This is a genomic window from Streptomyces antibioticus (assembly GCF_002019855.1).
Taxonomy (GTDB): Bacteria; Actinomycetota; Actinomycetes; order Streptomycetales; family Streptomycetaceae; genus Streptomyces; species Streptomyces antibioticus_B.
Genome location: NZ_CM007717.1, coordinates 5,271,673 through 5,294,852, shown reverse-complemented (window position 1 = coordinate 5,294,852; position 23,180 = coordinate 5,271,673). Strand labels below are relative to the sequence as shown.

20 protein-coding genes are annotated in these 23,180 nt (G+C 73.6%); 8 read left to right on the top strand and 12 right to left on the bottom strand.

Features of this window, described 5'->3' with window-relative positions; all coding sequences use genetic code 11:
• Positions 1-26: 26 nt before the first annotated feature.
• On the top strand, positions 27-524 hold the full coding sequence (locus AFM16_RS24125; RefSeq protein WP_030787962.1) for a carboxymuconolactone decarboxylase family protein: 498 nt from the start codon (positions 27-29) through the stop codon (positions 522-524).
• A gap of 12 nt (positions 525-536) precedes the next feature.
• On the opposite strand, the gene AFM16_RS24120 is transcribed toward AFM16_RS24125, so the two are convergent.
• The 6 genes from AFM16_RS24120 to AFM16_RS24095 form a co-directional block, all read right to left on the bottom strand.
• The gene (locus AFM16_RS24120) at positions 537-1,484 is read right to left on the bottom strand and encodes an ABC transporter substrate-binding protein (protein ID WP_030787964.1); all 948 of its coding nucleotides are present in this window, start codon (positions 1,482-1,484) and stop codon (positions 537-539) included.
• Position 1,485: 1 nt separating this feature from the next.
• On the bottom strand, positions 1,486-3,435 hold the full coding sequence (locus AFM16_RS24115; RefSeq protein ID WP_078634586.1) for an ABC transporter permease subunit: 1,950 nt from the start codon (positions 3,433-3,435) through the stop codon (positions 1,486-1,488).
• On the bottom strand, positions 3,435-4,496 hold the full coding sequence (locus tag AFM16_RS24110) for a quaternary amine ABC transporter ATP-binding protein (protein WP_078634585.1): 1,062 nt from the start codon (positions 4,494-4,496) through the stop codon (positions 3,435-3,437). The genes AFM16_RS24115 and AFM16_RS24110 overlap by 1 nt, the downstream gene beginning before the upstream one ends.
• Positions 4,496-6,025, bottom strand: a complete 1,530-nt coding sequence (locus tag AFM16_RS24105; protein ID WP_078634584.1) for a GMC family oxidoreductase — start codon at positions 6,023-6,025, stop codon at positions 4,496-4,498. Before AFM16_RS24105 ends, AFM16_RS24110 begins: the two co-directional genes overlap by 1 nt.
• Before the next feature lie 43 nt (positions 6,026-6,068).
• A complete protein-coding gene (locus AFM16_RS24100) occupies positions 6,069-7,589 on the bottom strand; it encodes an aldehyde dehydrogenase family protein (RefSeq protein WP_078634583.1) in 1,521 nt (506 codons plus the stop codon).
• Between the two features lie 206 nt (positions 7,590-7,795).
• Positions 7,796-8,716: a LysR family transcriptional regulator gene (locus AFM16_RS24095; RefSeq protein WP_078634582.1), complete on the bottom strand. Its 921-nt coding sequence runs from the start codon at positions 8,714-8,716 to the stop codon at positions 7,796-7,798.
• 122 nt (positions 8,717-8,838) lie between these two features.
• Here AFM16_RS24095 and AFM16_RS24090 point away from each other — a divergent pair, with 122 nt between their 5' ends.
• On the top strand, positions 8,839-10,251 hold the full coding sequence (locus AFM16_RS24090) for an MFS transporter (protein WP_078634581.1): 1,413 nt from the start codon (positions 8,839-8,841) through the stop codon (positions 10,249-10,251).
• A gap of 29 nt (positions 10,252-10,280) precedes the next feature.
• Here the strand turns inward: AFM16_RS24090 and AFM16_RS24085 are convergent, their stop codons facing one another.
• From AFM16_RS24085 to AFM16_RS24070, 4 genes are all read right to left on the bottom strand, one after another.
• Positions 10,281-11,270 (bottom strand): malate dehydrogenase, encoded by a 990-nt coding sequence (locus AFM16_RS24085; protein WP_030787983.1) that lies wholly within the window; start codon positions 11,268-11,270, stop codon positions 10,281-10,283.
• Between the two features lie 984 nt (positions 11,271-12,254).
• Positions 12,255-13,109, bottom strand: a complete 855-nt coding sequence (locus AFM16_RS24080) for a helix-turn-helix domain-containing protein (protein ID WP_078634580.1) — start codon at positions 13,107-13,109, stop codon at positions 12,255-12,257.
• A 270-nt stretch (positions 13,110-13,379) separates the two neighbouring features.
• On the bottom strand, positions 13,380-13,907 hold the full coding sequence (locus AFM16_RS24075) for a DUF3017 domain-containing protein (RefSeq protein WP_078634579.1): 528 nt from the start codon (positions 13,905-13,907) through the stop codon (positions 13,380-13,382).
• Entirely contained in the window at positions 13,897-14,751 is an 855-nt protein-coding gene (locus AFM16_RS24070) for a bifunctional methylenetetrahydrofolate dehydrogenase/methenyltetrahydrofolate cyclohydrolase (protein ID WP_030787992.1), read from the bottom strand. The genes AFM16_RS24075 and AFM16_RS24070 overlap by 11 nt, the downstream gene beginning before the upstream one ends.
• A gap of 278 nt (positions 14,752-15,029) precedes the next feature.
• On the opposite strand from AFM16_RS24070, the gene AFM16_RS24065 reads away from it, so the two are divergent.
• From AFM16_RS24065 to AFM16_RS24050, 5 genes are all read left to right on the top strand, one after another.
• A complete protein-coding gene (locus AFM16_RS24065; protein ID WP_030787995.1) occupies positions 15,030-15,632 on the top strand; it encodes a membrane protein in 603 nt (200 codons plus the stop codon).
• Positions 15,633-15,765: 133 nt separating this feature from the next.
• Positions 15,766-16,512: an FHA domain-containing protein gene (locus AFM16_RS40150; RefSeq protein ID WP_245177783.1), complete on the top strand. Its 747-nt coding sequence runs from the start codon at positions 15,766-15,768 to the stop codon at positions 16,510-16,512.
• Positions 16,509-18,170: a protein kinase domain-containing protein gene (locus AFM16_RS24060; RefSeq protein WP_245177782.1), complete on the top strand. Its 1,662-nt coding sequence runs from the start codon at positions 16,509-16,511 to the stop codon at positions 18,168-18,170. The genes AFM16_RS40150 and AFM16_RS24060 overlap by 4 nt, the downstream gene beginning before the upstream one ends.
• Positions 18,171-18,273: 103 nt before the next feature.
• Positions 18,274-19,194, top strand: coding sequence for a hypothetical protein (locus AFM16_RS24055; RefSeq protein ID WP_078634577.1), 921 nt, complete (start codon positions 18,274-18,276; stop codon positions 19,192-19,194).
• 51 nt (positions 19,195-19,245) lie between these two features.
• Positions 19,246-19,710, top strand: coding sequence for a hypothetical protein (locus tag AFM16_RS24050; protein WP_078634576.1), 465 nt, complete (start codon positions 19,246-19,248; stop codon positions 19,708-19,710).
• Between the two features lie 70 nt (positions 19,711-19,780).
• Here AFM16_RS24050 and purH read toward each other — a convergent pair whose 3' ends face one another.
• The gene (gene purH, locus AFM16_RS24045; protein WP_078634575.1) at positions 19,781-21,346 is read right to left on the bottom strand and encodes a bifunctional phosphoribosylaminoimidazolecarboxamide formyltransferase/IMP cyclohydrolase; all 1,566 of its coding nucleotides are present in this window, start codon (positions 21,344-21,346) and stop codon (positions 19,781-19,783) included.
• Positions 21,343-21,972, bottom strand: coding sequence for a phosphoribosylglycinamide formyltransferase (gene purN / locus AFM16_RS24040; protein WP_030788008.1), 630 nt, complete (start codon positions 21,970-21,972; stop codon positions 21,343-21,345). Before purN ends, purH begins: the two co-directional genes overlap by 4 nt.
• A 306-nt stretch (positions 21,973-22,278) precedes the next feature.
• Between purN and AFM16_RS24035 the strand changes: the two genes are divergently transcribed.
• Complete coding sequence (locus tag AFM16_RS24035) at positions 22,279-23,175, top strand: hypothetical protein (protein WP_078634574.1); 897 nt, start codon at positions 22,279-22,281, stop codon at positions 23,173-23,175.
• Positions 23,176-23,180 lie beyond the last annotated feature (5 nt).

The following is a 23,180-nucleotide window of genomic DNA, read 5'->3' as shown; positions in this document are numbered from 1 at the left end:
GCTGCCTCGACCCTAGGGTCGAGGACATGACCACCGAACAACGAGCCCCGCACGCCCCCGAACCCACCGCCCGACTGCCCTGGGCCAAGCACGCCCCCGAGGTGTTCCAGGCGATGGTCCGCCTGGACGGAGCCGCCCGCAGGGGCGTCGACCCGGTCCTCTACGAACTGGTGAAGATCCGCGCCTCCCAGATCAACCACTGCGCGTACTGCATCGACATGCACAGCAAGGACGCCCTGGCGGCCGGGGAGAGCGTGGAGCGGATCGTCCAGCTCTCGGCCTGGGAGGAGTCGCCGCACTTCTACACCGAGAAGGAGCTGGCGGCCCTCGCGCTGACCGACGCGGTCACCGTCCTCACCGACGGTTTCGTGCCGGACGAGGTGTACGCGCACGCCGCCGCGCACTTCGAGGAGGCCGAACTGGCCCATCTGATCGCCGCGATCGCGGTGATCAACGCCTGGAACCGGTTCGGCGTGACCGCGCGGATGGTGCCGGGCCACCACCACCCGGCCCCGCACGCCTGACCCGCCCGGAGGTCACGGCAGCCACGCCTTCCAGGTGGAGGCGTGGCGGTCGGCCCACTTCTCGGCCGCCTCGCGCGGGGTGAGCTTCTGGTCGGCGATCATCAGGGAGACCTCGTTCTGGTCCTCGGTCGTCCACCGGAACTTCTTCAGGAAGGCGGCCGCGTCCCCGCCGTTCCGCGCGAAGTCGGCGTTGAGGTACTTCTGGAGCGGGGTGTGCGGATAGGCGCAGGCGACCTTCGCCGGGTCGGCGTCGCAGCCCTCTTCGTACGCGGGCAGCCTCACCTCGGTCATGGGGACCTTCTCGAAGAGCCACTGCGGGGCGTACCAGTACGTCAGGAAGGGCTTCTTCTCCTTGGCGAACCGGGTGATCTGGGTGATCTGGGCGGCCTCCGAACCGGCGAACACGACCTGGTAGTCGAGGTCCAGGTTCTTCACCAGCGCCTTGTCGTTGGTGACGTAGGACGGGGAGCCGTCCAGGAGCTGGCCCTTGCCGCCGCTCTCCGGGGTGCGCATCTCGTCGGCGTACCGGTCGAGGTTCTTCCAGTCGGTGACGTCCGGGTGCTGCTTCGCGAAGTACGCCGGGACGTACCAGCCGATGTGCCCGGTGACGCCGAGGCCGCCGCCGCGCGCGATGGTCTTCTTGTCGTGGACGTACCGCTTCTCCTGGTCGGGATGCCCCCAGTCCTCCAGGATCGCGTCGACCCGGCCCTGGCTGAGCGCGTCCCAGGCGGGGACCTCGTCGACCTGGACGGTGTCGACGCGGTAGCCGAGTTCGCTCTCCAGCAGGTACTGGGCGACGGCGACGTTCGCCTGCGCGCCGACCCAGGACTGCACGGAGAGGGTCACGGTCCGCGCGCCGCGCGCGTCGGCGAACGGCGACGCCTGTTTCGTCATGTCGGCGGCGCCACAGCCGGTGAGCAGCAGCAGGGTGCCCGTCAGGGCGGTGAGGCGTGCGCGCATGTCACGCTCCCTTCGTCGTGCGGCGTTCGGTCGGCTGGGTCACCCGGTCGAGCGTCAGGCCGAGGCAGACGATGGCGGCGCCGGCGACCAGACCCGTCGCCAGGTCGCCCTGCGCGAGGCCGAACACGGCGTCGTAGCCGAGCGCGCCCCCGCCGACCAGGCCGCCGATCACGACGACGGCGAGGACCAGGACCACGCCCTGGTTCACGGCGAGCAGCAACGCGGGCCGGGCCAGCGGCAGTTGCACCTGCCGGATCTGCTGGGCGGGGGTCGCGCCGAGGGACCGGGCGGCCTCCAGGGCGGCCGGGTCGACCTGCCGCAGACCCTGCGCGGTGATCCGTACGACGGCGGGCAGCGCGTAGACGACGGCCGCGGCGACGGCGGGCGCGCGGCCGACGCCGAACAGGGCCACCACCGGGATCAGGTACACGAACTGCGGCATCGTCTGGAAGACGTCCAGGACGGGCCGCAGCAGCCGTTCGAACCGGTCGCCGCGGGCGGCCGCCACCCCGATGGCGAACCCGAGGACGAGGGTGACGGCGACGGCCGCGAGGACCTGGGAGAGCGTGTCCAGGGACGGTTCCCACACGCCGAGCACCCCGGTCGCGGCGAGGGCGAGCACGGCGGTGAGCGCGGTGCGCCAGGTGCCGATCGGCCAGGCCACCGCCGCGACCAGCAGCAGCACCGCCCACCAGGGCAGGCCCTGGAGACCGTCGCGGAGCGGGTCGAGGACCCAGGTGGTGAAGTGCCCGGCCCAGTCGGCGGTGCCGCCGACCACGGGGACGCCGGAGTAGAGGTGGTCGGTCATCCAGGCGACGGCGTCGTTGACGGGGGTCGCGACGGCCACCGTCCAGGAGGCGGGCCAGTCGAGGCGGCCGGACAGACGGGCGGCGACGGCCGCCGCCACGGTCACCGCGAGGGCGGCCGGGACCGCGTACACCGCGCGCGGGGCGGGCCTGCGGCCGGTGGTGTCGCCCGCGGCGGCCGTGATCCGGTCCAGGACGACCGCGAGCAGCACGATCGGGATGCCGGCGGCGAGCGCCGCGCCGACGTCCACCGAGGCCAGCGCCTGGTAGACGCGGTCGCCGAGACCGCCCGCGCCGATCACCGACGCGATGACCGCCATCGACAGCGCCATCATGATCGTCTGGTTGAGGCCGAGCAGGAGTTCCTTGCGGGCCAGCGGCAGCCGGGCGGTCAGCAGCCGCTGGCGGGCGGTGGCGCCCAGCGAGTCCACGGCCTCCAGGACCTCCTTGTCGGCGCCGCGCAGTCCGAGGGCGGTCAGCCGGGCCATGGGCGGGGCCGCGTAGACGACGGTGGCCAGGACGGCCGCCGGGACGCCGATGCCGAAGACCAGGACGACCGGCAGGAGGTAGGCGAAGGCCGGGAGCACCTGCATGGTGTCCAGGACCGGGCGCAGGACCCGGTCCAGCCGGTCGGAGAGTCCGGCGGCGAGGCCGAGGAGCGTCCCGACCGCGACCGACACGAGGACGGCGACGGCCATCAGGGCGAGGGTCTGCATGGTCGGCACCCACATGCCGAGCGCGCCGCAGGCCAGGAGGGCGGCGGCGGTGCCGAGCGCGAGCCGGATCCCGGCGACGCACCAGGCCAGCGCGGTCGCGGCCGCGGTGACCCCGGCCCAGCCGGCGGCGAGCAGCAGCAGATAGACGGCGCGTACGGAGACGACGACCGCGTTGCTGACATGGCCCAGGAAGTACAGGAACAGCGGGTGGCTGTCCCGGTTGTCGATGATCCAGTCCCCGGCGCGGGTGAGCGGGCCGGTGAGGTCGACGGTGAGGGCGCTCGGCCAGGAGCCGCTGGCCCAGCGGGCGTGGGCGAGGGGGACGAGGACGGCCGCGAGGGCGGCGAGCAGCAGGAGCTTGCGGGCGGCGGGGCGGCGGAGGACACCCGGCGGCGCGATCCGGAGGGAGGCGGCGGTGACCGTGGCCATCAGACCGCCTCCTGCCGGGCGGCCGGGGTCACTCCCGCGACCACCGCCAAGAGGCTCTCGTGGTCGACGACGCCCAGGCACCGTCCGGCGTCCATGACCCGGGCCGGGGCGCCCGCCCGGGCCACCGCCTCGATGGCCTGCGACACGGTCGCGGTCGGGGCGAGCGCCGGACCGGCGGCGGCCTCCTCGGCGGACGCGGGACGCATCGCCGTACGGACCGTCACCACCTGCTCGCGCGGTACGTCCCGCACGAACGCGCGGACGTAGTCGTCGGCGGGGCTGCCCACGATCTCCTCCGGGGTGCCGAGCTGGACCACGCGGCCGTCGCGCATGAGGGCGATGCGGTCACCGAGTCTCAGGGACTCGGAGAGGTCGTGGGTGATGAAGACCATCGTGCGGCCCTCCTCGCGGTGCAGCCGGACGACCTCCTCCTGCATGTCCCGCCGGATCAGCGGGTCGAGCGCGCTGAACGGCTCGTCGAACAGCAGCACCTCCGGGTCGGCGGCCAGCGCCCGGGCGAGGCCGACGCGCTGGCGCTGGCCGCCGGAGAGCTGGCTCGGGCGGCGCCGCTCCATGCCCTCCAGGCCGACCTTGGCGACCACGGCGGCGGCGCGCTCGCGGCGCTCGGCGCGGCCGACGCCCTGGATCTCCAGGCCGTACGCCACGTTGTCGAGGACCGTGCGGTGCGGGAGGAGACCGAAGTGCTGGAAGACCATCGCGGCCCGGTGGCGGCGGAGTTCCCGCAGCCGGGCGCGGTCCATGGCGCGGACGTCCTCGCCGTCGATGGCGATGGTGCCGGCGGTCGGCTCGATCAGCCGGGTCAGACAGCGCACGAGGGTGGACTTGCCGGAACCGGACAGGCCCATCACGACGAAGACCTCGCCCTTGCGGACGTCGAAGGAGACGTCCCGTACGGCGGCCGTGCAGCCGGTCCGGGCGCGCAGGCCGGCGGGCGGCAGCGCGGCCAGCCCGGGGTCGGCGGGGACCCGGTCGGCCTTCGGGCCGAAGACCTTCCAGAGGCCGTCGACGGAGAAGACGGGAGTTTCGGCGGCTGTACTCATCACGCACCGCCCCCGATCAGGTCGACGGCCCTCTCCCCGACCATGAGCACCCCGATCATCGGGTTCACGGCGGTCATGGTGGGGAACACGGACGCGTCGGCGATCCGCAGACCGTCCAGGCCGCGCACCCGCAACTCCGGGTCGACCACGGCGAGTTCGTCGGCAGCGTCGCCCATGCGGCAGGTGCCGGCCGGGTGGTACACGGTGTGCGCCACGCGGCGGGCGTACTCGCTCAGCTCCTCGTCGCCGGTGACGTGCGGCCCCGGGGCCACCTCGCGTCTGAGCCACCCGGCGAGCGGCTCGGTGCGGGCTATCTCGCGGGCGATCCGGATGCCGTCCACGAGGGTGCGGGCGTCGTAGTCGTCCTCGTCGGTGAAGTAGCGGAAGTCCAGGGCGGGTTTGACGGCCGGGTCGGCACTGGTCAGGTAAAGACGGCCGCGGCTGCGGGGCTTGGGGATGTTGGGGGTCATCGAGACGCCGTACGGGGGCCGTTCGTAGCCCAGTCGCTCCGGGTTGTCGGTGAAGGGGATCTGGTAGAAGTGGAACATCAGGTCGGGGCCCGGCTGTCCGGGGTCGCGGCGCACGAACAGACCGGCGTCGCTGTCCATCGCGGAGTTCTCCGGGATGGGTCCTTCCGTCTCCCAGACGATCACCGACTCGGGATGGTCGAGGAGGTTCTCGCCGACGCCGGGCAGGTCGTGGACGACCGGGATGCCGAGCGCCTCCAGGTCGGCGCGGGGGCCGATGCCCGAGTGCAGCAGCAGACGGGGCGAGTCGACGGCGCCGGCGCACAGCACGACCTCGCGCCGGGCCCGTACGAGGATCTCCTCGCCGTCCTTGCGGCGGACGTGCACACCGGTGGCGCGCGTGCCGTCCAGCTCCAGCTTGTACGCCCAGGTCTCCAACAGGAGGGCCAGGTTGGGGCGTTCGTCCATCACCGGGTGGAGGTAGGCCACCGAGGCGGACGAGCGCTTGTTGTCCTCGGGGTGGTAGGCGAGGTCGAAGAATCCGGCGCCCTCGGTGAAGGGGGCGCGGTTGAAGCCCTCGATCCGGGGGACGCCGAGGGCCTTCTGTGCCGCGTCGACGAAGTCCCGGGCGATGGCGTTGCGGTCCTTCTCGTCCACGGGGACGACGTTGTTGAGCAGCCGCGCGTAGTACGCCTCCATCAGCGCCGCGCCCCAGCCCTCGGCGCCGGCCGCCTCCCACTCCGCCCAGTCGGAGGGCAGCGGCTTGAAGGCGATGAGCGTGTTGTGGGAGGAGCAGCCGCCCAGGACACGGGCGCGGCTGTGCCGGATGTGCGAGTTGCCGCGGGGCTGTTCGGTGGTGGGGTAGTCGTAGTCGAGTTCGCCGCCGAGCAGGCCCATCCAGCGGCGCAGGGTCAGGACGTCGTCACGGCCGACGTCGCTCGGGCCGCCCTCGACGACGGCGACCGTGACGTCGGGGTTCTCGGTGAGGCGGGAGGCGATGACGGAGCCCGCGGTGCCGCCGCCGATGACGACGTAGTCGTAGACCTGGGTGTGCTCGGACATGGGGGTGCTCCAGGGGCGTGCGAGGGGGAAGGGCGGGGGCGGGTCAGCCGGCGAACCAGCGGACCGGCTTCGGCGCGAGGTTCTGGTAGACGTGCTTGGTCTCGCGGTACTCGGCGAGCCCGGCGGGGCCGAGTTCGCGGCCCACTCCGCTCTTTCCGAAGCCGCCCCACTCCGCCTGCGGGAGGTAGGGGTGGAAGTCGTTGATCCAGACGGTGCCGTGGCGCAGCCGGGCGGCGACCCGGCGGGCGCGGCCGGCGTCGGTGGTCCAGACGGCCCCGGCGAGGCCGTACTCGGTGTCGTTGGCGAGGAACACGGCCTCGTCCTCGGTGCGGAAGGTCTCCACGGTGAGGACGGGTCCGAAGACCTCCTCGCGGACGACCCGCATCTCGCGGTGGCAGCGGTCCAGGACCGTCGGCTCGTAGAAGTAACCCGATGCGGGGCGCTCGGGGGCGGGGTCGGGCCGGCGGCCGCCGGTGCGCAGCACGGCGCCCTCGGCGAGCGCGGAGTCGACGTACGACTCGACCTTGGCGCGCTGCTGTGCGGAGACGAGGGGGCCGCACTCGACGCCCTGCCCGGTGCCGCGGCCGAGGCGGATCCGGGCGGCGCGGCGGGCCAGTTCGGTGACGAAGCGGTCCCGGACGGACTCCTCGACGATCAGCCGGGAGCCCGCCGAGCAGACCTGGCCGCTGTGCATGAAGGCCGCGTTGAGGGCCTGGTCGACGGCGGTGTCGAAGCCCTCGGGGCTCGCGCAGGCGTCGGCGAAGACGATGTTGGGGTTCTTGCCGCCGAGTTCGAGGGCGACCTTCTTGACGGTCGGCGCGGCGGCCTCGGCGACCTTGACGCCGCTGGCCAGACCGCCGGTGAAGGAGACGAGGTCCACGTCGGGGTGGGCGGCGAGCCGGGCGCCGACGGTGGCGCCGGGGCCGGTGACGACGTTGGCGACCCCGGCGGGCAGCCCGGCCTCCACGAGCAGGTCGATCAGGGCGACGGTCGTCAGCGGGGTGATCTCGCTCGGCTTCACGACGAAGGTGTTGCCGGCGGCGAGCGCCGGGGCGATCTTCCAACTGGCCTGGAGCAGCGGGTAGTTCCAGGGGGTGATCAGCGCGCACACCCCGACGGGCTCATGGACGACGACGCTGTGGACGTCGGGTGAGCCGGCGTCCACCACCCGGCCCGGGGCCTCGGCGGCGACCAGGTCGGCGAAGTAGCGGAAGGCGTCGGCGACACAGTCGATGTCGATCCGGCCCTCCGCGGCCGTCTTGCCCGCGTCCCGGCTCTCCCGCAGGCCGAGGGATTCCCGGTCGCGGACGAGGAGGTCGGCGACGCGGCGCAGCAGCGCGGCGCGGGCGGCGGCCGGGGTGCGGGGCCAGTCACCGGCGTCGAAGGCGCGGCGGGCGGCCGCGACCGCCAGATCGGCGTCCCGCTCGTCGCCCTCGGCCACCTCGGCGAAGGGGCGGCCGTCGGCGGGGTCGAGGATCTCCCGCACGGCGCCGGAGACGGCCGTGCGCCACTCGCCTCCCACGTGGACGGTGCCGCGTGCCTGCTGTTCCGTTCTGTCGGCCATGGTTCGCTGTCGCCTTCCGTTCCTGTGCAGTCCCCCTGCGTCACCCGTGGATCACCCTCGGAGACCGCGAGCACCTGCCCCTGGTCGCGGGTCGCATGCGTGATCAGGGGTGGAATGTGTGATGCGTCACTGAAAAGGGGGGCATCGGGGAACATTTCGGGTGGCTGGTCGCCGGTGCGGCTGCCGGGCGCGAGCTGCGGGCCGCGTCAGTCCGGTCGGCTACCGGACATCAGGTCGCGGACCGTGGCGCGGAGCCAGGCGTGGGCCGGGTCGGCGTCGTGGCGGGGGTGCCAGGCCATGCCGAGGGTGAGGGGCGGCAGGGGGAGCGGGATCGCGAAGGAGACCAGGCCGAGGCTCTCCGCGAGCGGGACGCCCCAGGCCGTGTTCAGGCCCACCAGATCGGTGTCGCGGAGCACGAAGTAGGACGCGGGCAGCGAACCGACGCTCGCCACCACCCGCCGCCGCAGGCCGAGTTCGGCGAGCGCGGCGTCGACCGGGCCGTGCAGCCGGCCGCGCCGGGACACGATCAGGTGCCCGGCCTCCTCCGCGAACCGACGAGGCGTCAACTCGCCTTCCAGCAACGGGTGTCCGGCCCGTGCGACGCCCAGCATGCGGTCCTCGTGGAGCTGTTCGCGGTGCACCTCGGGCGCCGTGGTGTCGATGACGCCCACCTCCAGATCGGCGGTGCCCTCGCGCAGGAACGGCGCGTCGATGTGGCTCTCGCCCAGGAAGCGCAGCCGGACGCCGGGCGCCTCGGCGGCGGCGCGGGCCAGCAGGGCCGGGCCGTGCGCGGCCGCCAGGGCGTCGTGGCCGAGGATCGTGAAGGTCCGGACGGCCGTGGCGAGGTCGGTGCCGGCGGCCGGTGCGAACAGGGCGCGGGCCCGCTCCACGACCGCGCTCACCTCGGCGCGTACGGCGAGGGCGCGCGGCGTCGGCACCATCCGCCGCCCGGCCCGCACCAGTACCGGGTCCCCGAGCGCCCGCCGGATCCGGCCGAGGGTGCGGCTCATCGCGGGCTCCGACAGATGCAGCCGGCGGGCGGCGCCCTGCACGCTCTGCTCCTCCAGGAGCACGTCCAGCGCGACCAGCAGGTTGAGGTCCAGTCCCGCGGATTGCGTCATACGCATTCGTCCCTTGCGAAGGTTGCACTGGAAAGCAGGTCGGGGCCGAGCCTACGGTGGACCGGCCCGCCCGGCCCCCACGAGCGCCGTCCGGGCCTCCCACGCCGTCCAGCTCCCGAGGAGGAGCCTTGCCCCCGCACGCCCTGAAACGGTCCACGCTCCTCACGCTGTGCGCCTGCGTCCTGGTCGCCCAGAGCATGGTCGCCGCGATCAACCTGCTGATCCCGCAACTGGGTTCGTCGTCCCTGCACCCCTCGTCCGCCGAGGTCCTGTGGACCGTCGACGCCTATGTCATCGTCTTCGCGGGCCTGCTCGTCCCAGCGGGCGCGGTCGGCGACCGGTACGGCCGCAAGGGCGCCCTGCTCGCCGGGCTCGCCCTGTTCGCCGCGGGCGCCGCGACCAGTGCCCTCGCGGCCTCGCCCGCGGCGCTCATCGCGGGGCGGGGCGTCTCGGGCGCCGGTGCGGCGCTGATCACCCCGGCGACCCTGTCGATCCTGGTCCATCTGGCGGGACCGGAGCGCCGCGCCCAGGCCCTGGCCTCCTGGACGCTCGCCCTCGGCCTCGGCGGCATGGCCGGGAACCTGGGCGGCGGGCTGGTCGGCCAGTATCTGAGCTGGCGGGCCCTGTTCGGCGCGATGGTCCCGCTGGCGGCGCTGCTCGCGCTCGCCGTACTGGTGAGCACCCCGCGCACCGCACGCGCCCCGGGCGGCCGCCCCGACCCGGTGGGCACGCTGCTGCTCACGGCCGGGCTGGTCGCCGTCCTGTTCGGTGTGATCGAGGGCCCGGGCCACGGCTGGACCTCGCCGGACATCCTGCTGGCGTTCGCGGCGGGCGCCCTGCTGATCGCCCTGTTCACCGGGCACGCGCTGCGCTCCCCCGCCCCGCTGTTCGACCCGCGGGTGTTCCGCTCGCCCCGGCTGCGCGCGACCACGCTCGGCATGGCGACCGGGTTCTTCGGGCTGTTCGCGCTGTTCTTCGTCAACTCCCAGTACCTGCAAGAGGTCAAGGGGTACGGGCCCGCCCTCACCGGGGTCGCGATCGTCCCGCTGATCGTCGGCATGGCCCTGGTGCCGAAGCTGGCCGCCCGCTGGTCGGCGCATCCGCGTCCGGTCATCGGCACCGGCCTCGCCCTGATCGGCGTCGGCCTGCTCGCCGCGTCCACCGCGGGGCCCGGCACGCCGTACCCCCTCTACGCCTGCTGGCTGCTGGTCATCTCGGCGGGCACGGGACTGTCGATGCCCGCGCTGACCCTGGGCGTGGTCGCCGCCCTCCCGTCACGGCAGGCGGGCCTCGGCTCCGGGCTCGGCACCTCGGCCCGGGAGATCGGCGCGGCCCTCGGCGTGGCGGTCGCCGGAACGGTCCTCGCCGGTCACGGCGGCCTCGGCACCGGGATGGGGCCTGCGCTGCGCACGGTCGGCGCGGTGGTCCTGGCGGCGACGGTGGTTGTGGTGGCGGGACTGCGGGACCCGGCACCGGGTGCGGAGCGGGACATGCCGACGGGCCCCGTCCCGGAGGAGACCGGAGCGGGGCCCGTGAGGTGAGGCAGGATCTGACCGGGATCTGACCGGGATCAGATGAGGCCGAGGGCGCGGACCGCCTCGCGCTCCTCCTCCAGCTCCTTCACCGACGCGTCGATACGGGCGCGGGAGAACTCGTTGATGTCCAGGCCCTGGACGATCTCGTACACGCCGTCCTTGGTGGTGACCGGGAAGGAGGAGATCAGGCCCTCCGGGACGCCGTAGGAACCGTCGGACGGGATGCCCATGGAGGCCCAGTCGCCGTCGGCGGTGCCGTTGACCCAGGTGTGGATGTGGTCGATGGCGGCGTTGGCCGCGGAGGCGGCGGAGGACGCGCCGCGGGCCTCGATGATCGCCGCGCCGCGCTTGGCGACGGTCGGGATGAACTCGTCGGCCAGCCACTGCTCGTCGTTGACGACCTCGGCCGCGTTCTTGCCGCCGACCGTGGCGTGGAAGATGTCCGGGTACTGGGTGGCGGAGTGGTTGCCCCAGATCGTCAGACGCTTGATGTCGGCGACCGTGGAGCCCGTCTTCTTCGCGAGCTGGGTCAGCGCGCGGTTGTGGTCGAGGCGGGTCATCGCGGTGAAGCGCTCGGCCGGTACGTCCGGGGCGGCGGCCTGGGCGATCAGGGCGTTGGTGTTGGCCGGGTTGCCGACGACCAGGACCTTGATGTCGTCCGCGGCGTGGTCGTTGATGGCCTTGCCCTGCGGCTTGAAGATGCCGCCGTTGGCCTCCAGGAGGTCACCGCGCTCCATGCCCTTGGTGCGGGGGCGGGCGCCGACGAGGAGGGCGACGTTGGCGCCGTCGAAGGCGACGTTCGGGTCGTCGCTGATGTCGATGCCCTGGAGAAGCGGGAACGCGCAGTCGTCCAGCTCCATCGCGGTGCCCTCGGCGGCCTTGAGGGCCGGGGTGATCTCCAGGAGGCGCAGCTTGACCGGCACGTCCGCGCCGAGGAGCTGGCCGGAGGCGATGCGGAAGAGCAGGGCGTAACCGATCTGGCCGGCCGCGCCGGTGACGGTGACGTTCACGGGAGTGCGGGTCATGGCGTTCTCCGTATGACAGCTCGGTGGGGCGTCCCTGCCCCGGACGGGACGTACAAATGATCGATCTCTTGGTATCAAGAGACCCGACCAGCGGTCAGGCTATCGCGCCCGCCGGACACCGGACGGCCGGGGCCGTGTGGCCCGTCCCACAGAGTGGACCCCTCTTGCGCCGCGGCAGCCGCCGGCGGGGGGAGAGCTTGCGCCGCGACGGCCGCCGGCGGGGGGAGAGCTTGCGCCGCGACGGCCGCCGGTCCGGGAGAGGAGGAACCGTGCGACCGCCGCGGCGGGGGACCGGGTCGTGCCGGATCCCGTGGGGGTACGGTTCGCGTGCCCGCCGCGGACGAAGGTATTCCCGCCCCACCGGGTTTTTTCCACCCCCTGCCACACCTCAGCCACCCATCCGGCCGACGCGCACCCCACGTCGTGGGCGGCCGACCCGCGCGTGCGCCCCGCGTCTTGGACAGCCGACCCGCGCGTGCGCCCCGTCCGCCCGCCGGGCACCATGCATGCACTCCGCCGAGCAGACCTACGCCGCGCACCTCGCCCGGCCGCTCAGCGCCACGCACTCCGCCCGCGCCCGTCCCGCCGACCGGCGCCGTGCGTCCCGTCCGGCAGACCTGCGCCGCGCGCCCAGTCCGGCCGTCGCACCGCCACCACCCTCCGACCGACCCGCACCCCACCCGACCGGCGCCACACCCCCGTCCGCGCCCGGTCCAGCCGCGGCCCCCTGTCCCCGTCGGGCCAACCTCCGCCGCGCACCTCGCCCGGCCGCGCAGCGCCACGCACCCCATCCAGCCGCCGGCCGCATCACCACCACCCGTCCGGCCAGCCGACGCCACGCGCCTCGTCCGGCCGCCGCACCGCCGCCGCCTCTCCGGCCGGCCAACGCCGCGCGCCCGTCGAGCCGACCTCCGCCGCGCACCTCATCCGGTTCGGCCGTCGCACCGCCACCGTCCATCCGATCGACGGCCGCCCCGCGCCCCCCTACCCCGTACACCCCGTCTCCCCCGAAGCCAGCGACGCGCACGCCGTTGCCCGGGCCGGGTCCGGCACGGCGATCATCGGGGTGTAGGCGATGGTGTCGTCGGCGGCGGTGATGCGGGCGGTGTGCCGGGTCTTCCCCACGGTCACCCGCACCGAGTCTCCCGGCGCCGCCTGGACGATGCGGCCCCAGGCCGCGCCGCAGGTTCTGCTGTAGCGGACCTCGACCACGACCGTGCCGACGGTCGCGCTGCGGGCCGTGGTCACGAGGTCGCCGCTGCACCCCATCTCCTCGGCGTCCCGGCCGGTGCAGGCCGCCCCGCCGCACAGCACCCCGGAGGGCGGCGCGGTGGGGGAACTCGCGGACGGCGACGGCGTACGGCCCGAGTCGGACACCGGCTTCGGATCCCCGTCGCCGGTGAGCAGGAACCCGCCCACGACGACGATCACCACGCCCATGACCCCGGCCACGAACAGGCCCCACCGCCGCGCCCCGCCCGAGCCGCCCGGCCGGGGCGGGCCATCGGGCTCGGCCCTTTTCAGCCCTACGATCCTCAGCGCGTCCTGTGTCCCCGCGTTCCGCAACTCCGCGCGGCTCCAGGCGCGTTCGGCCGGTTCCCAGGCGGCGGTCAGTGGGTCGGCGGGGGTGCCGGCGGCCTCGGCGAGGGCGACGACCGCGCCCTTGGGGGCGAGCTGCCGGCCGTCGAGGTAACGCTCCCAGGACGCCCGGCCGTAGCCGGTCCGGTCGGCGAGCGTCCGCGGGTTCAGCCCGGCCCGGTCCACGACCCCGCGCAGCAGCTCGACGAACTCCCGTACCTGTGGGTCGAGTTCGTCGGACAGTTCCTTCCGGCGCGCCATCGGCCCCCCTCCCTGCACACGGTCCCCCCACGGGCCACGCGGACCCCGAGGTACCGACGATTCGGGACACATGGCCGAACTGTCAACGTATCGGCACGACGAGCGCACATCAGGCGCGCGTCCGTGGCAGGACCGCCACAGGGTTCCGGAACTGTCACTTCCATGACACAGCGCGTGGACAGCCGTTGAACGGGCCGTCACCGTGCGCGAGCGTGGAACACGACGGCGGCCCGTCCTTCTCGGGGGAGAGGACGGGCCGCCGCGCGTACGTCAGTTGGCGACCGTGAAGTGCAGGGTGTCCTTGAGGAAGGGGATCTGCAGCCAAGGATTCGGCTGCGCCATCATCGCCAGCAGGACGATCGCCGAGCCCAGCACCCCGTACGTCACTATGTCCGTGAAGCGGGAGCGGACGGCGAGCATGCCGACGTTGGGCAGCAGCCAGCGCAGCACCGCACCGGCCAGCAGCGCGACGCCGATCAGTATCGTCCCGATCCGGAACTGGTCGAGCGCGGTGAGCAGCAGGCCGAGCGCGACCGTCGCCAGGACCGCGATGATCGGCCACTGCCGGGCCGCCAGCGCGTCCGCGTCCGCCGCCCGGCCGCCGCCCTCGGGGCGGGCGGTGTCCCGGGTGAACTTCGGGAAGCGGCGAGTGGTGCGGCGCGGCACACCGTCGGGACCCGGCGCGCTGACGGGGTCGCGCACCTCGATCTCGTCGGGGTCCCGCACGTCCGGGGCGGTCCGGCCGCCCTGCGTGTCCTTGTCGTCCTCGGGTCCGCCCGGGGTGCCGTCAGCCGACACTGCGTTCCGCCGCCTCGACCACGTTCACGAGCAACTGGGCGCGGGTCATCGGGCCGACCCCGCCGGGGTTCGGGGAGATCCAGCCGGCCACCTCGCGCACGTCCGGGTGGACGTCCCCGACGATCCGGCCTTCGGCGTCGCGGGAGACACCGACGTCGAGGACGGCGGCGCCCGGCTTGACGTCCTCGGCCCGGATCAGATGGGCGGAGCCGGCGGCCGCGACGATGATGTCCGCGCGCCGCAGGTGCGCCGCGAGGTCCCGGGTGCCGGTGTGGCACTGGGTGACGGTGGCGTTCTCGCTGCGCCGGGTGAGCAGCAGCGGCATCGGGCGGCCGATGGTGACACCGCGGCCGACGACCACGACCTCGGCGCCCTTGATCTCCACGCCGAACCGCCGCAGGAGCGTCAGGACGCCGTGCGGGGTGCAGGGCAGCGGGGCGGGTTCGTTGAGGACGAGACGCCCGAGGTTCATGGGGTGCAGGCCGTCGGCGTCCTTGGCCGGATCCATCAGCTCCAGGACGCGGTTCTCGTCGATGCCCCTGGGCAGCGGGAGCTGCACGATGTACCCGGTGCACGCCGGGTCGTCGTTCAGCTCGCGGACGACCGCCTCGATCTCCTCCTGGGTGGCCGTGGCGGGCAGTTCGCGCTGGATGGAGGCGATACCGACCTGGGCGCAGTCGCGGTGCTTGCCCGCGACGTACTTCTGGCTGCCGGGGTCGTCGCCGACGAGGATCGTGCCGAGGCCGGGCGTGACGCCCTTCTCCTTCAGCGCCGCCACGCGGGCGGTCAGATCGGACTTGATCTCGGCTGCGGTGGCCTTGCCATCGAGAATCTGGGCGGTCATGGTCCCATCCTCCCGGATGACGGGTCCCGGGTTCCAATCCGGGTGACCTCGCAGGTGACACCCCGCGCCCGGCACCCCGCCCGCGTCCTTGATCGTGGATGTTGCACTTGCACAACACCTGCGGAATGCGGCTGGACAACAAACCGGCCATTGCAGAACGATTGACGGCACAGTGCCGCGGGCTGTACCGGGGGGATCAACCGCATCCGCACCTCTTCCTCCGAAACCGCGCCGCCCGTCGTCCCCGCACCCCGGTGCACTACGGAGGAAGGACCGCCATGAGTTTCGGCGACCCGAACAACCCCTACGGGCAGCCGCCCCAGCAGCCCGGCCCTCCCGGTTACGGCTACCCCGGCCAGCCCCCGCAGCAGGGGTACGGCGCCCCGCAGCAGGGCTACGGCTACCCGGCGGCCCCGCCGGTCTCCCAGCCGTACGGCGGCGGCTACGTCCCCACCCAGATCCCGGCCATCACGCGCGCCGCGCAGATCCTGCTCGGCGTGATCGCCCTGGCGCACGTCGTCATCTCGGGTGTCTACCTCAAGGCGCTGTCCGAGTGGGACAAGACGATGCTGGAGGCCGGCGTCACCGGTGACGCCGAGGCCGAGCGCTACGCCGACCTGGGCAAGGGCGTCGTCATCTTCTTCATCGGCCTGGCCGCCGTCTTCGCGGTGCTCGGCGTGGTGCTCCTGCTCCAGTACGCGGGCGGCGGCAACGGCGTGCGCGTCTGCTCGATCGTCTACGGCTCGTTCGCGATCGTGAGCGGCATCTTCTCGCTCGGGATGTACGGCCTCGGCCTGCTCGTCATGATCCTCGCGGTCCTGGTGATCGTCTTCGCCGCGAAGCGCGCCAGCGCGGAGTGGTTCAAGCGTCCGCGGTACTGACGCGACGCTGAACCGGCGCGGCCACTGACCAGTTCGCGCCATTCCTCCTCGGGGCCGTGTCACACCGTGACACGGCCCCGTTCCGTCACCCACCCTGATGCGGTAGGCGCGGGTGGGGAGCGGGAGACACAGCGTGTACAGCATCATCGTCGTACCACCGGGGGACCCGGGCGACGGGCGCGGCGGCCAGGAGCCCCGGCGCCCGCTCCGGCTCGCCCCCGGTGAGCGGCTGACCTTCGGGCGTTCGGCGCGCGACAACGACCTGGCGATCCCCCACCAGGGGGTCTCCCGGCGGGCGGGCGAGATCACCGCGCAGGGCGCGTTCTGGATACTGGGCAACTTCAGCCGCGAGCAGACCTATGTGGTGGAGAACCCGGAGGGCGCGGGCGAGCACATCAAGGTCGCGCCGGGGCGGCTGGACGCGCCGGTCCCCTTCGAGTTCGCGCGGATCGTGCTGCCCGCGGCGGGCGATCTGCTGCCGGTCGAGGTGTGGGCGCCGCGCCACGACTATATGGGCGCCGCGTCCGGCCTGGACGGGGCGACGACGGCGCCCGCCTTCGCCCTGGACCGCTCGAAGCGCTACTTCGCGGTGCTGGCCGCCCTGTGCGAGCCGAGGCTGCGCGGCGCGCCGCACGCCCCGCTGCCCACGGTCGAGCAGGTCGTGACCCGGCTGCGGCCCGGCTGGCCCGCCGCCTCCCGCACCTCGGTGCAGTGGAACATCGACTACCTGGCCGTGAAGCTGCGCCTCAAGCCCGGCCCGGAGACGGCGGACCCAGGACCGCGCCTCAACGGCAAGAAGGAGTCCCTCGTCTCGCTGGCGCTCCGCTTCGACCTGGTGCGCGAGGACGACCTCGCGCTGCTGGAGGTGACCGGGCGGTGAGCGGCTCCCCCGGCTCCCCCACGGTCCGGGTGCCGCCCGGCTACCGGATCGGCCGCTGGGAGGTGCGCGAACCCCTCGCGAGCGGCGCGTTCGGCAGCGTCTACGCGGCCCGGCGGCGGCCTGCCGGGAAGGCGTCTGACAACGATGCCGCGGCGCGGACGCCGGCGGACCTGCCCGAGACCGCCGCCCTGAAGTTCCTGCCCACCGGCACCCACACCCCGCGCCAGCTCACTCATCTGCGCGAACTGGCCGAGCGGGAGACAGAGTTGCTGAGCCGGCTGAGCAGCCCGCGGCTGATCCGGCTCTACGAGACCCTCACCGTGGACGACCCCGGCCGCCCGCATCTCGACGGCGCCACCGTGCTGGTCCTGGAGAAGGCCGAGACGTCCCTGTCCGCCCTGCTGAGGCGCACCCCGCGGCCGGCCGCCGGGCCGCCGCTGCTCGCCCAGGTCTGCGCGGGCCTCGCCCAACTGCACCGGGCGGGCTGGGTGCACGGCGACCTCAAGCCCGCCAATGTGCTGCTGATGGCGGACGGTTCGGCCCGGCTGGCCGATTTCAACATGGCCGGCGAACTGGAGGGCACCCACGCCTACACCCCCGCCTTCTCCACCCCCGACTACACCCCGCCCGAGCTGCTGTGGGCCGAGATCGGCGAACGGGGCCGCCGGATCCGCCCGTCCGCCGACGTGTGGGCCTTCGGCGTCCTCGCCCATCTCGTGCTCACCGGCTCCTTCCCGCTGCCCGGCGCCACCCCGACGGCCCGCCGCGACGCGGCCGTCGCGCACGCCCGCGGCACCGCCGAACTGCGGCTGTCCCCCGAACTCCCGGACACCTGGCGGGAGATCGTGCACGCCTGCCTGGCCCGTACGCACGCCGCCCGGATCTCCACCGAGGCCCTCCTGCGCCGGGTGGAGACCGTCACGGACACGGCATCCGCCGAGGGCCGCTCACGGCGCCTGGCACGCCTCCCGTCCGGCCGCCTCCCACACGTTCTCCCCGGCCGACTGGCCCGTCGTACGGCCGTCCTCGCCGCCGGGCTCGCCACCGCCGCCGTGGCGGGCCTCGGGTACACCGTCGCCACCTGGGACTTCGGCTCCGCGCGGGGCGCCGCGGCGGGCGGGGCCGCGGCGGACACGGGCGTCGTGCCGTACGGGGCCGAGCACCTGCGCACCGACCGGGGCGTGCCGGGCGCGTACCGGCTGCTGATCGTCGAGACGGCGCACGACTGCGACCATCCGTCGGTCACCCCGGCCCTGATCGCCGCCATGCTGAAGGTGGAGAGCGACTTCGACCCGGACCTCGCCGACCCCGGGAAGGACGAGTACGGCATCGCCCGCTGGACCCCGCGGGTGCTGCGCTGGTGGATGAACGAGGACGGCACACCCGGCGAGACCGTCCCGTCGCCGCCGTTCCCGCCCGCCGAGTCCATCCCGGCGATGGGCCGCTACCTGTGCTGGATCGCCCCGCGCCTGGCCTCGGACAACACCGGGGACCCGCGGGTCCTGGTCGCCGTCGCCTACCGGACGTCGTGGGACAAGGTGAACAAGTCCGGTGGGGTGCCGGCCCCGTACCGGGCGTACGCGAAGCAGGTCGCCCACTACCTCGACGCGTACACACCCCCGGACCGGGCGCCCTCCGGCCGTACCACCGGACCCTGAGAAGTCCGAGGTACCCCCCGGCCCCGGTCTGCCCGAAGGTGTGAGTGCCGCACCGGAGACGGGCGGCGACGGGGAACCCACGGGGGAAACGGGGGGACGTGCCATGAGGCGTGCGCTCGCCGCGCTGTGCGCGGTCGCGGCGGTCACGGGGGTGGTCGCGACCGGGTGCGGCACGGGCACGGACGACCCCGCCGCCGCCCGTCAGGACCGGCCGAGGCCGCTGACCTGGCAGCAGGAACTGCGGATCGAGGACGCCCAGCAGCGGCTGACCGCCCGGTGCATGGAGCGGCACGGCTTCTCCTACGCCGAGGACCGCACCCTGACCCTGCGCGAGTCCATGCCGGTGCGCTATGTGCAGGACGACGTGGCGTGGGCCGAGGCGTACGGGTACGGCGGGCGCATCGAGGCCCGGCAGGAGCGCCGGCGGCTGCACCACCCCGTCGCCGTGTACCGGCAGGGGCTGTCTCCCGCGCGCCGTGCCGCCTTCGACGAGGCGCTCGACGGCGGCGACCGCTTCCAGGTGCTGTCGGCCAAGCTGCCCGGCAGCGGCCGCGAGGTCCGCAAACGCCTCGGCGGCTGCACGGCGGAGGCCGAGAAGGCCCTCTACGGCGACCCCGGCACCTGGTTCCGCGTGTCCAAGACCGCCACGGGCCTCAACGCCCTGTACGCCGACGACCTGCTGCGCGACCGGCGGCTCACCGACGCCGTGGCCGCCTGGTCACGGTGCATGGAGAAGGCGGGACTGTCCTATCCGGACCCGCAGGCCGCCCGGGACGCGGTCCGGGAGAACACCGCCCGGCTCGGCCCAGCGGGCGCGGGGCGGGCGTTCGCCACCGAGAAGGCGACCGCCGTCGCCGACGCCCGCTGCGCCCGCGCCACCTCTCTGCGGTCCGTGGCGGCGGCCCGCGAGACCTCCTACGTCGACCGGCTCCCGAGCCGGTACGGCGAGGCGCTCGACACATATCGGCGCCTCCAGCGGCAGGCGTACGACCGCGCGGTACGGATCGTGCCGCAGCGCGCCTGACGCGACCGACACAACCGAAGCACACGACGCGACACCAACGAGGGGACCATCATGCGCAAGATCTTCACCACGGCGGCGGTCGTCGGACTGACCGCGCTCGGCCTCGGCGCACCGGCGACGGCCGCCCAGGCCGCCGAGACCGGCGCGCAGGCCACCGTCTGCAACAGCAAGTGGCCCGGCCGCAACGGCAACGTCTACGCCTGGGACGCCTTCGACTGCCAGGGCAACCCGCTCGGCGTCACCGCGGGCAACGACCCCGACTGGAACAGCGCGGGCGGCGGCTTCGCCAACGCCTGGGACAAGGCGTCGTCCGTCATGAACGCCGGCTACACCGGCGGCAACGACATCGTGCAGTTCTGGTACATCCAGCAGTACCAGACGGGGTACACGTGTCTGTCGCCCTACGAGTACTTCGCCGACGACCTGTCCGACAACACGTTCAGCAGCGGCCAGAACGTGAACAACAACATCCGCGCGCACAAGTGGGTCAGTAGCTGCAACGTGTGGCTGACCTGACCGAGGACCGGTGCGGGCGGTCCCGGCCCCACCCGGGGCCGCCCGCACCTTCGCTCACGCGCGCGTGGGCTCAGTGGAAGAAGTGCCGCGTCCCGGTGAAGTACATGGTGACGCCGGCCTTCTTCGCGGCCTCGACGACCAGCTCGTCACGGACCGAACCGCCCGGCTGGACGACGGCCTTCACCCCGGCCTCGACGAGGATCTCCAGCCCGTCGGGGAAGGGGAAGAACGCGTCGGAGGCGGCGTAGGAGCCGCGCGCCCGCTCGGCGCCGGCCCGCTCCACCGCGAGCTTCGCGGAGTCGACCCGGTTGACCTGGCCCATGCCGACGCCGACCGAGGCGCCGTCCTTGGCGAGCAGGATCGCGTTGGACTTCACGGCCCGGCAGGCCCGCCAGGCGAAGGCCAGCTCGGCCAGCTCGTCGGCGCTCAGCGCCTCGCCGGTGGCCAGCGTCCAGTCGGCCGGGTCGTCGCCCTCGGCCTGGAGCCGGTCGGTGACCTGGAGCAGGGCGCCGCCGTCGATCGGCTTGACCTCGACCGGGTCGGCGGGGGCGCCCGGCGCCTTCAGCACCCGGATGTTCTTCTTCCGGGCGAGGGCCTCCAGCGCGCCCTCCTCGTAGTCGGGGGCCACGATGACCTCGGTGAAGATCTCCGCGACCTGCTCCGCCAGCTCCTTGCTGACCGGCCGGTTCACGGCGATGACCCCGCCGAACGCCGACAGCGGGTCACAGGCGTGCGCCTTGCGGTGCGCCTCGGCGACATCCGCGCCGACCGCGATACCGCACGGGTTGGCGTGCTTGATGATGGCGACGGCCGGCTCGTCGTGGTCGTACGCGGCACGGCGGGCGGCGTCCGTGTCCGTGTAGTTGTTGTACGACATCTCCTTGCCGTGGAGCTGCTCGGCGACCGCGAGTCCGGTGCCCGAGCCGTCGACGTAGAGCGCGGCGGGCTGGTGCGGGTTCTCGCCGTAGCGCAGGGTGTTCTCGCGCTCCCAGGTGGCGCCGAGGAAGTCGGGGAACCGGGACTCGTCGACGGGCGCGTAGGACGAGGCGAACCAGGAGGCGACGGCCACGTCGTAGGCGGCGGTGTGCTGGAACGCCTCGGCGGCCAGCCGCTTGCGGGCGGCCAGGTCGAAGCCGCCGTCGGCGACCGCGGCGAGGACGTCGCCGTAGCGGGCCGGGCTGGTCACGACGGCCACCGACGGGTGGTTCTTGGCGGCGGCGCGCACCATGGACGGGCCGCCGATGTCGATCTGCTCGACGCACTCGTCCGGGGAGGCGCCGGAGGCGACGGTCTCGCGGAACGGGTAGAGGTTCACGACGACCAGGTCGAACGGCTCGACGCCCAGCTCGGCGAGCTGCTCGCGGTGGCTGTCCAGCCGCAGGTCGGCGAGGATGCCGGCGTGCACCTTGGGGTGCAGGGTCTTCACCCGGCCGTCCAGGCACTCGGGGAAGCCGGTCAGCTCCTCGACCTTGGTGACGGGGACACCGGCACCGGCGATGCGCGAGGCGGTGGAGCCGGTCGACACCAGCTCGACACCGGCCTCGTGCAGCCCGCGCGCGAGCTCCTCCAGGCCGGTCTTGTCGTAGACGCTGACCAGTGCGCGACGGATGGGCCGCTTGTTGCTCTCGGCGGTCACTGGATAACTACCTTTCGTCCCTCAATGCGATAGCCGTTGCGGGCGAGCCGCCCCACGACGTCGACGAGCAGCCTTCGCTCGACTTCCTTGATGCGCTCGTGCAGAGCGCTCTCGTCGTCCTCGTCCCGGACCTCGACCACGCCCTGGGCGATGATCGGGCCGGTGTCGACGCCGTCGTCGACGAAGTGGACGGTGCAGCCGGTGACCCGGGCGCCGTACGCGAGCGCGTCCCGCACCCCGTGGGCCCCGGGGAAGCTGGGCAGCAGGGCGGGGTGCGTGTTCACGAACCGGCCGCCGAACCGCGCCAGGAACTCCTTGCCGACGATCTTCATGAACCCGGCGGAGACGACCAGGTCCGGCGCGTGGGCGTCGACGGCCTCGGCGAGCGCGGTGTCCCAGGCGTCCCGGCTCTCGTGGTCCTTGACCCGGCACACGAAGGTGGGGATCCCGGCGCGCTCGGCCCGGGCCAGCCCCTCGATGCCCTCGCGGTCGGCTCCGACGGCCACGATCTCGGCGCCGTAGCCTTCCGCGCCGGTGGCCGAGATCTCGTCGAGCAGCGCCTGGAGGTTCGTACCGGATCCGGAAACCAGCACGACGAGGCGCTTGGCCACGGGCTTGGCGGCCACGGTGGGGGCCCTTTCTCGGGGAGGCGTGCGTACGGCCGGCCGCCCGAAGCGTCTACGGACGAAGCTTGTACGTTCGTACGAATGCATCGGGTTCCCGGATACGGGGAAGCCTACGAAGCAGCCGGCCGTCAGCAACGATACCGGCACATGGGGCGGCCCCCACGGGACGGGGGCGTGGCCGGAAGGTAGCGTCTGCGAGGAGCGGGATCGGGAACGCGGTCGCCGTGCGGCGCGTTCGTGAAGTGACAGCTCATGTCGGACAGTCGTGTTCTAGCCGTATTCACCCAAGGGGAAGACGCTCAGTTGATGCCGGACCGCAGCCCGCGACGCCACACGCTCCTCCCGCAGTACCTGCCCGGAGGAGTGCGCGGCGCGCTGCTGCTGCGCGAGCGGCCCGGCTCGCCGCCGGACGCCCCGCAGGGTTCGCCGCAGGACTCCCCGCAGGGCTCCTCGCAGGACTCCCCGCAGGGCTCCTCTCAGGGCTCCTCGCAGGACGACAACCCGTTCGCGCCGCCGCCCGAGGGCACCCCGGACCGGCCGTGGCAGCCGCGGCACCCCAGCGGTGACCAAGGTGGCCAGGGTGACCAAGGCGGGCAGGGCGGCCAGGGTGGCCAGGAGCCGCAGACGCCGCCCGGCGGGTACACGCCCTGGGGCAGTCAGTGGAGCGATCAGCAGCCCGGCCGGGCGCCCGGCGGCGGTTTCGGTGAGCGCCCCGGCGCCGGCCCCGAGGGCAACGGTCAGAACGGCCAGGGCGGACCCGGCGGTCAGGGCGGCGGCCAGGGCGGGCCCGCCTCCCGCTGGGACCCCACCGACCCGGCGCAGCGCAAGGCGCGCTACGCGCTGCTGTGCGGCATGTGGGCCTTCTTCTTCGCCCTCTTCGGCTGGCCGTACGTGGCCCTGCTGCTCGGCGCCCTGGCCCTGAACTGGGGCATCGTCGCCCTGCGCGCCAAGCCCCGCACCCCCGACCCGGACGCCCCGGCGCCCGCCGCCGACCCCAAGGGCAAGCCGCAGACCACCGCCGCCGTCAGCGGCCTGGTCACGGCGTCGCTGGCCCTGGCCCTGGTGGCCGCCACCTTCACCGCGCAGCTCGTCTACCAGGACTACTACACCTGCACGAAGGACGCCCTCACCAACGAGGCGGAGCAGGCGTGCGGCGACCTCCTCCCGAAGGAGCTGAAGGGGATCCTCGGCGCCAACACCTGACCGGT

Excerpts from the sequence above, each read along its gene's own strand:
- AFM16_RS24125 (WP_030787962.1), top strand. The coding sequence starts at position 27 with ATGACCACCGAACAACGAGCCCCGCACGCCCCCGAACCCACCGCCCGA.
- AFM16_RS24120 (WP_030787964.1), bottom strand. The coding sequence starts at position 1,484 with ATGCGCGCACGCCTCACCGCCCTGACGGGCACCCTGCTGCTGCTCACC.
- AFM16_RS24115 (WP_078634586.1), bottom strand. The coding sequence starts at position 3,435 with ATGGCCACGGTCACCGCCGCCTCCCTCCGGATCGCGCCGCCGGGTGTC.
- AFM16_RS24110 (WP_078634585.1), bottom strand. The coding sequence starts at position 4,496 with ATGAGTACAGCCGCCGAAACTCCCGTCTTCTCCGTCGACGGCCTCTGG.
- AFM16_RS24105 (WP_078634584.1), bottom strand. The coding sequence starts at position 6,025 with ATGTCCGAGCACACCCAGGTCTACGACTACGTCGTCATCGGCGGCGGC.
- AFM16_RS24100 (WP_078634583.1), bottom strand. The coding sequence starts at position 7,589 with ATGGCCGACAGAACGGAACAGCAGGCACGCGGCACCGTCCACGTGGGA.
- AFM16_RS24095 (WP_078634582.1), bottom strand. The coding sequence starts at position 8,716 with ATGCGTATGACGCAATCCGCGGGACTGGACCTCAACCTGCTGGTCGCG.
- AFM16_RS24085 (WP_030787983.1), bottom strand. The coding sequence starts at position 11,270 with ATGACCCGCACTCCCGTGAACGTCACCGTCACCGGCGCGGCCGGCCAG.
- AFM16_RS24080 (WP_078634580.1), bottom strand. The coding sequence starts at position 13,109 with ATGGCGCGCCGGAAGGAACTGTCCGACGAACTCGACCCACAGGTACGG.
- AFM16_RS24070 (WP_030787992.1), bottom strand. The coding sequence starts at position 14,751 with ATGACCGCCCAGATTCTCGATGGCAAGGCCACCGCAGCCGAGATCAAG.
- AFM16_RS24065 (WP_030787995.1), top strand. The coding sequence starts at position 15,030 with ATGAGTTTCGGCGACCCGAACAACCCCTACGGGCAGCCGCCCCAGCAG.
- AFM16_RS24055 (WP_078634577.1), top strand. The coding sequence starts at position 18,274 with ATGAGGCGTGCGCTCGCCGCGCTGTGCGCGGTCGCGGCGGTCACGGGG.
- AFM16_RS24050 (WP_078634576.1), top strand. The coding sequence starts at position 19,246 with ATGCGCAAGATCTTCACCACGGCGGCGGTCGTCGGACTGACCGCGCTC.
- AFM16_RS24035 (WP_078634574.1), top strand. The coding sequence starts at position 22,279 with ATGCCGGACCGCAGCCCGCGACGCCACACGCTCCTCCCGCAGTACCTG.